The organism is Serratia sp. BIGb0163 (assembly GCF_024809935.1).
GTDB classification, from domain to species: domain Bacteria; phylum Pseudomonadota; class Gammaproteobacteria; order Enterobacterales; family Enterobacteriaceae; genus Serratia; species Serratia quinivorans.
In genome coordinates this window covers 288,819-299,345 of record NZ_JANUDZ010000006.1, presented here as the reverse complement: position 1 = coordinate 299,345, position 10,527 = coordinate 288,819, and the positions used below count along the sequence as shown (strand labels likewise).

Genomic DNA, 10,527 nt, shown 5'->3' with positions numbered 1-10,527 from the left:
TCCCATGCCGAACTCAGAAGTGAAACGCCGTAGCGCCGATGGTAGTGTGGGGTCTCCCCATGCGAGAGTAGGACACTGCCAGGCATCAATTAAGCAAAAAGGCCATCCGCAAGGATGGCCTTTTTGCTTTGCCTGCTATAAATAAATGACCGTTATCCCACCAATTTTCATATCACTCTTCAATACACATCACATAAATCACGCTATATTCTTCGCCCGCTATTTGTTTTAATCGTTAACTAAACACTAACAATTGAATCACATTTAAACGGCAGGACGCCGACTTCACTGTTTATCTGGCTCGGAGAATATAAAATGACAGAAACAACCTCGGCCATTGAGGATGAAGGGACCGCCGATCTGGCTGTTCAGGACAAAAAGAAACGTATTTTCGCGATTGTTGGGGCTTCATCAGGGAATCTGGTGGAGTGGTTTGATTTTTACGTCTATTCCTTCTGTTCTATCTACTTTGCCGCCTCGTTTTTCCCCGCCGGTAACAGTACTACCCAGCTGCTGCAAACGGCCGGTGTGTTTGCCGCCGGTTTCTTTATGCGCCCAATTGGTGGCTGGTTGTTCGGTTATATTGCCGACAAGCATGGCCGTAAAAACTCGATGCTGATCTCGGTCTGTATGATGTGCGCCGGATCGCTGGTGATCGCTTGCTTACCGACCTACGAGTCGATCGGCAGTTGGGCACCGGTGCTGCTGCTGGTTGCACGCCTGTTCCAGGGGCTGTCGGTCGGCGGTGAATATGGTACCAGTGCCACCTATATGAGTGAGGTGGCCATAAAGGGGCGACGCGGGTTCTATGCCTCTTTCCAATATGTCACGCTGATTGGCGGCCAACTGTTGGCGTTGCTGGTTTTGGTGGCGCTACAACAAATCCTGTCCACGGAAGAGCTCAAAGCCTGGGGCTGGCGTATTCCCTTCGCGATAGGAGCGGTATTGGCCGTAGTGGCGTTGTATCTGCGCCGTTCACTGAATGAAACTTCCGATGCCGAAACCCGTAACCATAAGGATGCCGGTTCGCTGAAAGGGCTGTGGAAGAATCGCAAAGCCTTCCTGATGGTGCTGGGGTTTACCGCCGGTGGCTCGCTGAGTTTTTATACTTTTACCACCTACATGCAAAAGTATCTGGTCAATACCTCAGGGATGGATGCCAAGCTGGCCAGCGGGATTATGACTGCAGCCTTGTTTATCTATATGCTGCTGCAACCGTTGGTTGGGGCACTATCGGACAAGATTGGTCGCCGTAGCTCAATGCTGATCTTTGCCTCTTTCGCCACCTTACTCACAGTACCTATTCTGTTAACCTTGAAAAATGTCAGCAATCCCTATGCGGCATTCGGTCTGATCGTACTGGCACTGTTTATTGTCAGTTTTTATACTTCGATCAGTGGGTTGCTGAAAGCCGAAATGTTCCCGCCGGAAGTGCGGGCGCTAGGCGTTGGTCTGTCTTATGCGGTGGCTAACGCGATGTTTGGCGGGTCTGCAGAATATGTTGCCCTGTCGCTGAAGTCATATGGCATAGAGAATGCCTTCTTCTGGTACGTTTCCGGCATGTGTCTGTTGGCGCTGATCGTTTCACTTCGCTTGCATCGCAAGGGGAAAGAGATCCAACTGTGAATCAACGGGTGGCGTGGTACAGGCTATACCCCGTAGCCGCCCCCGCCACATCCCAGGCAAAATCCTTCCAGCTCCAGCCGGTGCCGCCTTCGCGACTGTCATACAGCTCTTTGGCGGCACCCAGTCCGATTGAAAACATCAGGCCAAAGCTCCGGCTGCGAGCCTCACTCCAGTTTTGATGATCGCCATAAGCGGCACCCGCGGCGGCAAAGGCAGCAGAAGAGACAAAATGCTGTGCCTTGTCTTTTCCGGTCCAGCTGTCATTTGCCCAATGGGTGCAACCGCTGGTGAACAGGACAAAGGGCAGCACAAACAGACAGCGGAGTGGGCGCATAATGAAAACATCCTGTTGTCACGGCTCATAAAAAACCCCGGCATGGGCCGGGGTCTGCGATAGCTGAATTATAGCGCGCTTACAATATACGGCTAATCAATCGGTCGATACGGATACGGCGCAGACGGCGGATCAGCTTACGCACTTTGATCGGATACTCCTGGATGCTTTGCAATTCCAGATAGTGTCCCACCACGGTGGTATGGGTACGGATGCACTCCAGCTCTTTATGCCGCTGCTCACGCATTTCCTGTTTGGGATCGTGGATCAGAATGGCATTTTCCAGATCCAACCGCCAGGCGCGTGGATTGAGGTTATTACCGGTAATCAACTGCCATTCGTCATCCACCCACATGCCTTTCAGGTGATAGCTGTTATCGCCGTCTTTCCACAGGCGAACAATCAGCTGACCGGTATCGATATAACGCTGCAGACGGCTGAGAAAGCGTCGCAGGTTGATTTCGTACAGGTAAGGCAGAGCGCCGATAATTTTAAATGGCTGATCTTCCGGAATATAGAAGTCATTAGCGGTTTTATCACCGACAATGATTTCCACCTGCTTGCCCTGGCGCAACAGATAAATAATATTGCGCACCAGCAGCGCCGGCAGGTTGAAATAGGGGGTGCACAGCGTCAGTTTCTGATCGGCGCTGGACATCAGGTGGTGAATGGTTTTATTCAGTATGCTTTGTTTGCCCAGCCCAACCAGCGGTGTTACCGCCAGCTCATCGTTGCTGGCGTTGTTGCTAAACTGATAGCCGGCACGACGCAGGCCGAAGCGGAACAGGCGAGTTTCGTTTTTGATCTCGGGGCTTTTCGGGCGATCGTCACGATCCAAACGTTGTACGGCGCCGGCGGTCAGCAGATGCTGTTTGATGTAATCGACCAGGGTATTGGCCAATTCACCGTTAGCGATCAGTTGGTAGCGATCGTAACGGTATTTTTCATGCTGATGCAGGTAAACGTCATTGATACTGGCACCGCTGTAAATCACGGTATCGTCGACAACAAAACCTTTCAGGTGCAACACGCCCAAGGCTTCACGGGTGTTGACCGGCACGCCGTATATCGGCACCGGCAGCCCCGGATGCTGGTCTGCCATTGAGCAGTACCAGTCGGCGTTGGTATTGGCGGCCGCGGCGCCGATGCGCCCACGCTGGGCACGATGCCAGTCGACCAAAATGCAAATCTCCAGCTCCGGACACCGCTGCTTCGCCTGATAAAGTGCGTTGAGAATATCGCGCCCGGCGTCGTCATGCTCCAGATACAGAGCGACCAGATAAATGCGTTGGGTGGCGTTAGCGATTAATTCCAGCAGGGTGGCACGGTAATCAGACGGCGTGTACAAAGTACGTACATCAGCTACCGTCTGAGGGAGTTTGGGCAGTTGTGCAAGGTGTTGTTGATGTTTGCTACGTTTAAATTTTGACAACATCACAGTGCGCTTCTTCTCTCATGATTAGATGGCCTGAACGCCAAATACGGAAAAACAACAAATCGAATAATCGGGCGATAATACCACTAGTTGCCTCGATTGTGCGTATGTTTTGGCGTTAAGTGGTGGATTCGTAGCGCATTGCGACACAGGTCACTGCGCTTCCTCCGCCTGCAGCGGCAGGGTCAAATTGACGATACCGTCCTCGATCTGCACATCAATGCCAAAACCCAACCGCTGTGCCAGCCCGATCATTCCACGGTTGTTCGGCATGGTGATACCGGTCAGACGGGTCAACCCATGGGCTCGGGCATAGGCGATCATCTTTTCCAGCAGTTGGCGTCCCAGACCTAGTCCTTTCAGATCGGAACGCACCAGCACGGCAAATTCTGCATCGGTATTGTCCGGGTCGGATAGCGCGCGGGTTACGCCTATAATCTGTTCATCACGCACTGCTACAAAAGCCATTTCTCGATCGTAGTCGATCTGCGTCATGTTAGCCAAATCGTCATGGGTAAACTCGTTGATCTCACTGAAGTAGCGATAGTAGAGGTCTTCCTTGGTCACGCGATCGATAAAGTGTTTCAGTGCAGGTTCATCTTCCGGCAGGATCGGCCGGAACAGGCATTGCGAACCGTCTTTCAACCCAATGGTTTCTTCCAGCTCATGGGGATAAGGACGGATCGCCAGCCTTGCCTGCGGGTCACCCACAAAGGGGGCAAGCTGCATGGAAACATCCAGCAGGGTGAACTCGCTGCCGGAGGCCAGTACCGGGTGGATGTCCAGCCGGGTGATTTCCGGACAGTCGAGGATCAGATTGGAGACTTGCACCAACAGGCGACTCAGCCCGGGAATATCCAGCGGCCTCAGGGCACTGCGCCCGCGGATTTTTCCTCCTTTTACCGCCTGCAATACCAGATAGCGCGCCAGCGCCATATTCAGCGGCGGCAGCGCCACCGCGACCTGATTTTCCTGCCGCCATTCGATACCCCCTTCGCCCAGCATGATCAATGGGCCAAAAATGGCATCTTGTTCCACCGCAATACGCAGCTCTTGTGCCCCGGCGCGGTTGGCCATGCTCTGCACCAGCAAGCCGTGGATACGTGCCTGCGGATAGGTGCGTTTCACCCGGTCAAGGATCGCATCTGCTGCCCGCTGCACTTCGGTCGCGGTGCGCAAGTAGAGCATAACGCCCTGGACTTCAGACTTGTGGGGGATATCCGGCGAACGCAATTTCAGGGCTACCGGGTAGCCAATTTGCTCGGCGATATGCACCGCTTCGGCACTGTCTTCGGCAATCCAGGTTGGCAGCGTGGTCAGATCATAGGCCTGCAGAATCGATTGCACCTCGTGAGTATCGAGCTGCGTAGCGCCTTCGGCCAGCGCCTGTTGAATTAATCGGTGGGCATCGGCGGTGTTGGCGGTCAGGCCGACCGGGAGCGCCGGAGTTTCTTTTAGCTGTTTCTGATTACGGCGGTATTCCACCATATGCATAAACGCGGTCACCGCGCCTTCCGGGGTGCGATAGGTGGGTATGCCGGCCTCGGTAAACAGCCGTCGGGCTTCCTGCGAGGAATATTCACCGCACCAATTGGTGAGTAGCGTAATGCGTTTGCCACGCGGGTGCTGACGTACCGCTTCGATAATACGTTCGGCAGTAATGGTGCCCGGGGCCGCCGCGCTTGGGGCATGGATCAGCAGTAAGGCGTCGTAGTCATGACTGTCGAGCAGCGTTTTAACCGCCGCCAGATAACGTTGCGGTGTCGCGTCATCACGCAGGTCTATCGGGTTGCCGGCTTGGATAAATTCGGGCAAAGCCTCGCCAAGCTGCGCCAGGATCTCGTCGCCCAACTGCGCCAGCTTGCCATTACGGCCCAACAGCTCGTCCAGAGCCATAGCGGCCGGTGCCGCACCGTTGCTGACGATCATCAGCCGCTCGCCGCGCAGCGGGTGCATATGGCTCAGGGTCTCTACTGCGGAGAACAGCTCATGGGTATCCTGCACGCGCAACAAACCGGCGCGCTGGATAGCGGCATCGTAGGCGGCATCCAGCCCCTGTTGGCTGTTAAGCAACAGTTGGGCCTGCTGGCTGCGGCCGCTTTTGACCACCAGAATCGGTTTGTTGCGTGAGGCGCTGCGCGAGGCGGATAAAAAGCGCCGTGCATCGCTGATGTTTTCCAGATACAGCAAAATGGCGCTGGTTTTACTGTCGCGCGCCAGAAAGTCCAGCAGGTCGTCGACGTCAATATCCAGGCTATCGCCCAGCGCGATAAAATAGGAAAAGCCAACCTCACGCTGTTGCGCCCAGTCGAGAATGGTGTTGGCCACGGCGGCGGACTGGGAAATAAACGCCAGCTTGCCTTTGAGAATGGGGACCGGTGAGAAACTGGCGTTAATGCCTTGCCAGGGAGCCAGCAGGCCGAGGCTGTTTGGCCCCAGCAGGCGCATCGAATAACGCTGCGCACAGGCTTTCAGCTCGGCGAACTGTTCCGGCGGGGAGGAGAGCACAATGGCAGTTTTGCAGCCGCGCTTGCCCAGCTCTTCAATCAATGCCAGGTTGCGCTGCGCATGGGTACAAAGTATCGCCAAATCGGGGCTGATGGGCAGGCTGGCGACGTCTGGGTAGGCCATGACGCCACACACTGCCTTGTAGCGCGGTGTGACCGGCATCACCGGCCCGTTGAAACCGCCGGCCAGCAGGTTGCTCATCATCAGGTTACCGGCGCGGCCGGGCTGTTGTGAAGCGCCGAGAACGGCAATCGATTTAGGACGTAAAAGCGCTTCTAACCCTCGCTGGCTCATGCACGACTCCTTTAGGCAACGTTACGCCTGATTCTAGGCGTTTTGCGACGGCTTTGCTGTGACCGGTGCCTCCGGGCGGGTAGGTTTCCCGGCCAGATACTGTTGACGGAAATAGTGAAAATGCTCGGCCAGCCCGTTAGCGGCGGCCACGTCACCGGCTTGCTGCAACAGCGCTGCCGCCACTTCGGCCGTGCAGTGCTGTTCGATGCGGCTGGCTTCGCGCAGTTGGTAATTCGAAGCGGCGGTCACGTTGAGTGAGAATACCGGGAACTGATTAAGGTACGGGCTTTTACGGAACATTTTGCTCGCCTCGGTCCAGGTGCCATCGAGCATAATAAACAACGGCGGTTTGCCACCGGCAGGCAATTCGCTGAACACCGGCCGCTCGGGGGCGGCATAGGGCGCGGGAAACACCACGTAAGGCTGGCGTTCGGGATCGTTAATCGCCGCCAGCAGGGCAGGGTCAACCTCGGTGCGCGACCAAAGAAATGCCTGGGTTTCCGGCAGAATATCGGCGATCAGTCGGCCGGTATTGCTCGGTTTCAGCGGTTCTGCACCAAACATGATCAGGCAAAAACGGCTGGCGGCAGGCTGTGGCCGGATACTGTCACACAGGCAGTTTTTATGGGGTAGCAGGCAGCCCTGACAACGCGGTACGCGGTTGCCACGCGCCAGAAAAGGGCGAGTAGAGCGTTCCAGGCGAAATTGGCGCAGGCGAAGGACGGCGTTGTCGGTCATAAAGATCTCGGGGAAAACCGCTATTGTAACGCAGAAAAAAGCCCGACGGGAGCGTTCGGGCTGGATTGCGTCACGGCGGTGTCACGGGCAATGGACAACACCGCCTATTGAAAGGCGACGGGTATAGACTTTCTGCGTTAAACTAGTTCATTGAGCCAGTTATCGAACGGCGTTTTCGGCATGGCACCGTTGAGCATGTCGACCATTTTCCCTTCGCGGAACAGCATAATGGTTGGAATGCTGCGGATGCGGAAACGGGCGCTCAGTTCGGGTTCTGCCTCGGTGTTGACTTTAACGAAGCGAACTTTGCCGGCGCGCTCTTCGGCGACGTCTTCAAAGATCGGGGCAAAACTGACGCAGGGGCCGCACCACGGCGCCCAAAAATCGACCACCACTGGCAGGCCATCCTGCAACAACGAGTCCAGTGTGGCGGCGGTGGCGTTGATCACCTCGCCGTCAAAGAGCGCATGGCCGCAACGGCCGCATTTCGCGCCGTCAGCCACTCGTTCTTCAGGCACGCGGTTGGTGGCATTACAAGCTGGACAAACTGTATTCATGATGACCTCGGATACTGAGAATGCACGACATGCCGCACTCGGGTTGCGGATATGTATCTTTAATGCTGCTTATTATCGTTAAAAGTAGGGCAATGGACAAAGAGGTTTGTTCGATGAATACGATAGTTGTTAGCTTTTAGCGCAAGTAGGTGGCTTAGCACCCCAACATCAGGTAATCTTCGCGCCCTGCGCGTTGGTGGAGAAGAAAATGAACGATTCATTTAGTGGCAAGAACGGTAAAGTTAAAGTGATGTACGTCCGCAGTGACGACGACAACAACAGCGACGACCGTAACAAGAATAAGCGTCCGGCCGGCAAAGGCCGTCCGGCAGACGGTGCGCGCTCTTCGGGCCGTACCGGTCAGGACAAGCCGCGCGGTAATAACGATCGCCGTGGCTCTGGCTCTGATTCCCGCCGCAGTGAAAGCGATCGTCCTCGCCGTCCAGCGCACAATGAAGACCGTGGCGGTTATGATTCGCCGTGGAAAACCGTGTCACGTGGCCCGGAAGAAGAGCCGGCGTTTGATCACGGCGGCATCAGCGGCAAGAGCTTTATCGATCCAGAACAGTTACGTCGTCAGCGTGCGGAAGAAACCCGCGTTTACGGTGAAAACGCCTGTCAGGCCCTGTTTGCCAGCCGTCCGGACGCTATCGTCCGCGCCTGGTTCGTACAGTCGGTCACGCCACGTTTTCGTGAAGCACTGCGCTGGATGGCGGCAAACCGCAAAGCCTATCACGTGGTGGATGAAGAAGAGCTGGCCAAAGCGTCCGGCACCGAACACCACGGCGGCGTTTGCTTCCTGATTAAAAAGCGTCAGGGTCTGGATGCGCAAACCTATCTGAAAGAAGCCCCGGCGAAAGACTGCGTGCTGGCGCTGGAAGAAGTAGGCAACCCGCACAACCTGGGTGCTATCGTGCGTTCTTGCGCTCACTTTGGCGTTAACGGCGTGTTGCTGCAGGATCCGGCGGTGCTGGAATCAGGTGCTGCGGTGCGTACGGCCGAAGGCGGCGCGGAACACATCAAGGCAATTAACGCCGATGACTTCCTGTCGGTGCTGGATACCTTCCGCAAGGCGGGTTACGCCATCGTCACCACCTCGAGCCACAAAGGGACTCCATTGGCGCAGGCTAAGCTGCCGGCCAAAATGGTACTGGTACTCGGCCAGGAACGTGACGGCCTGAGCGACAGTGCCTGGCAGCAGGGCGACATGAACGTGTCTATCGGCGGTACCGGCAAGGTGGAAAGCCTGAACGTATCGGTCGCGACCGGCATTTTGCTGGCTGACTGGTGGCGTCAAAACCAGGCTTAATATACCCGTCGCCTTTCAAGCCGCAGCGTTGTTACCTGCACTAACTCACCCCAGTTACTTACTAGAGTAAGCGCCTGGGGATGAGTGAGTTGGTCGCCTAGCTACAACTTGAAATTCATAGGGTATACATAATATTTTATAAAAAAACGGGCACCCTGGGGTGCCCGTTTTGCTTTCTACTGTTTAGTGAGCGCCGCCGCCCCCACCGCCGGAGCTGAATGGCGGTTTCGCCACCCAGACCAGCGCCAGCAGCACCAGGAACACCCCAGCGGACAGCCAGAATATCTCGTTAGCCGAGATAATCAGCCCCTGCGCGGTGATCTCGTTGGCGATATAGGCCGACGCCTGCTGCTTGCTCATGCCAATCTGTTCCAGTTGCCGGTACATGTCCTGCGACTGCGGGCTGTAAGGATTCACAAACTCCGCCAGCTGCGAGTGGTGTTGCGACTCGCGCTGAGTCCACAGCGTGGTGGTGATCGACGTCCCGATCGACCCCGCCAGCGTACGGGTAAAGTTCGACAGGCTCGATGCCGCCGCCATACGCTCCGGCGGCAGACCGGACAGCGTAATGGTGGTCAATGGCATAAAGAAGCAGGCAATGGCGAAGCCCTGGACAAACTGCGGCCAGGCCGAGGCGCCAAAGTCCATTCCCGGTTCAAACGTATAGGCGCGCCAGTAAAAGCACACGGCATACATAATGAAGCTGAAGGTCACCAGCCGTCGCATGTCGAGCCGGTTACCGAACTTGCCGATGATCGGCGACAGCAATACCGGTATCAACCCGATAGGTGCCGAGGCCAGCCCCGCCCAGGTGGCGGTATAGCCATACACCTCCTGCAGCAGCTGCGGCAATAGCACGATAGCGCCGAAGTACAGCATATAGGCCAGGCTGATACACAGGCAGCCGACGGTAAAGTTGCGCGACTTGAACAGCGACAGATCCACCACCGGGTGGTCATCCGTCAGTTCCCAGATGATCAGGAACACCAGCGCCACCACCGCCACCACCGTTAGCACTATTATCTCGGTGGAGTTGAACCAGTCCAGCTCCTTGCCCTGATCGAGCATCACCTGCAGCGAACCAATACCGACGATCAACAGCACCAGGCCGACGGTATCGATCGGTTTGATCTCGGTTTTGGTTTCCCTGCCTTTCAACGTCGACATCGCCACCAGGATCACTACGGCGCCAATCGGAATATTGATGAAGAAGATCCAGCCCCAGTGATAGTTATCACTGATATAACCGCCGAGGATAGGCCCGAATATTGGCGCGACGATCACCGTCATCGACCATAGCGCCAGGGCCATCGCTCGCTTGGCGGGCGGATAGTTGTTCAGCAACAGACTTTGCGACAGCGGGATCAGTGGCCCCGCGACCACGCCCTGGATCACGCGGAAGAAGATCAGCATGCCCAGGCTGTTGGAGATGCCGCACAGCCAGGAAGCGAGCACGAACAGTGCGGTGGACCAAAGGAACAGCCGCACTTCACCGACGCGCTTCGCCAGCCAGCCGGTGATCGGGATCGAGATAGCGTTCGCCACGCCAAACGAGGTGATCACCCAGGTACCCTGCGAGTTGGAAGACCCGAGGTTACCCGCGATGGTCGGGATCGCCACGTTGGCAATGGTGGAGTCCAGCACCTGCATAAAGGTCGCCATGGCGAGCGCGACCGTCATCCAGGCGAGCTGGGCACCTTCAAGCGGTTTCTGTGCCAAGGTAGCC

The 10,527-nt window shown here is 56.2% G+C and carries 8 protein-coding genes and 1 rRNA gene; 3 read left to right on the top strand and 6 right to left on the bottom strand.

The features are described from left to right. Positions 1-84, top strand: a 5S ribosomal RNA gene (gene rrf, locus M2406_RS20320); the annotation flags it as partial. A 231-nt stretch (positions 85-315) separates the two neighbouring features. Next, positions 316-1,626 carry an MFS transporter gene (locus M2406_RS20315; protein ID WP_012146457.1) on the top strand — a complete coding sequence of 437 codons (1,311 nt, stop codon included), beginning with the start codon at positions 316-318 and terminating at the stop codon, positions 1,624-1,626. Between the two features lies 1 nt (position 1,627). Here M2406_RS20315 and M2406_RS20310 read toward each other — a convergent pair whose 3' ends face one another. The 5 genes from M2406_RS20310 to trxC form a co-directional block, all read right to left on the bottom strand. Then, positions 1,628-1,960, bottom strand: coding sequence for a YfiM family lipoprotein (locus tag M2406_RS20310; RefSeq protein ID WP_012146456.1), 333 nt, complete (start codon positions 1,958-1,960; stop codon positions 1,628-1,630). Between the two features lie 79 nt (positions 1,961-2,039). Then, entirely contained in the window at positions 2,040-3,395 is a 1,356-nt protein-coding gene (gene pssA / locus M2406_RS20305; RefSeq protein ID WP_165366774.1) for a CDP-diacylglycerol--serine O-phosphatidyltransferase, read from the bottom strand. 153 nt (positions 3,396-3,548) lie between these two features. Further along, on the bottom strand, positions 3,549-6,197 hold the full coding sequence (locus M2406_RS20300) for a bifunctional acetate--CoA ligase family protein/GNAT family N-acetyltransferase (protein ID WP_012146454.1): 2,649 nt from the start codon (positions 6,195-6,197) through the stop codon (positions 3,549-3,551). A gap of 33 nt (positions 6,198-6,230) precedes the next feature. After that, the gene (locus M2406_RS20295; RefSeq protein WP_259191136.1) at positions 6,231-6,935 is read right to left on the bottom strand and encodes a tRNA-uridine aminocarboxypropyltransferase; all 705 of its coding nucleotides are present in this window, start codon (positions 6,933-6,935) and stop codon (positions 6,231-6,233) included. Positions 6,936-7,072: 137 nt separating this feature from the next. Continuing rightward, complete coding sequence (gene trxC, locus M2406_RS20290) at positions 7,073-7,492, bottom strand: thioredoxin TrxC (protein ID WP_012146452.1); 420 nt, start codon at positions 7,490-7,492, stop codon at positions 7,073-7,075. A 208-nt stretch (positions 7,493-7,700) separates the two neighbouring features. On the opposite strand from trxC, the gene M2406_RS20285 reads away from it, so the two are divergent. After that, positions 7,701-8,801, top strand: coding sequence for a tRNA/rRNA methyltransferase (locus tag M2406_RS20285; protein WP_012146451.1), 1,101 nt, complete (start codon positions 7,701-7,703; stop codon positions 8,799-8,801). Positions 8,802-8,984: 183 nt separating this feature from the next. Here the strand turns inward: M2406_RS20285 and emrB are convergent, their stop codons facing one another. Further along, complete coding sequence (emrB, locus tag M2406_RS20280) at positions 8,985-10,520, bottom strand: multidrug efflux MFS transporter permease subunit EmrB (RefSeq protein WP_259191135.1); 1,536 nt, start codon at positions 10,518-10,520, stop codon at positions 8,985-8,987. Between the last annotated feature and the right edge of the window lie 7 nt (positions 10,521-10,527).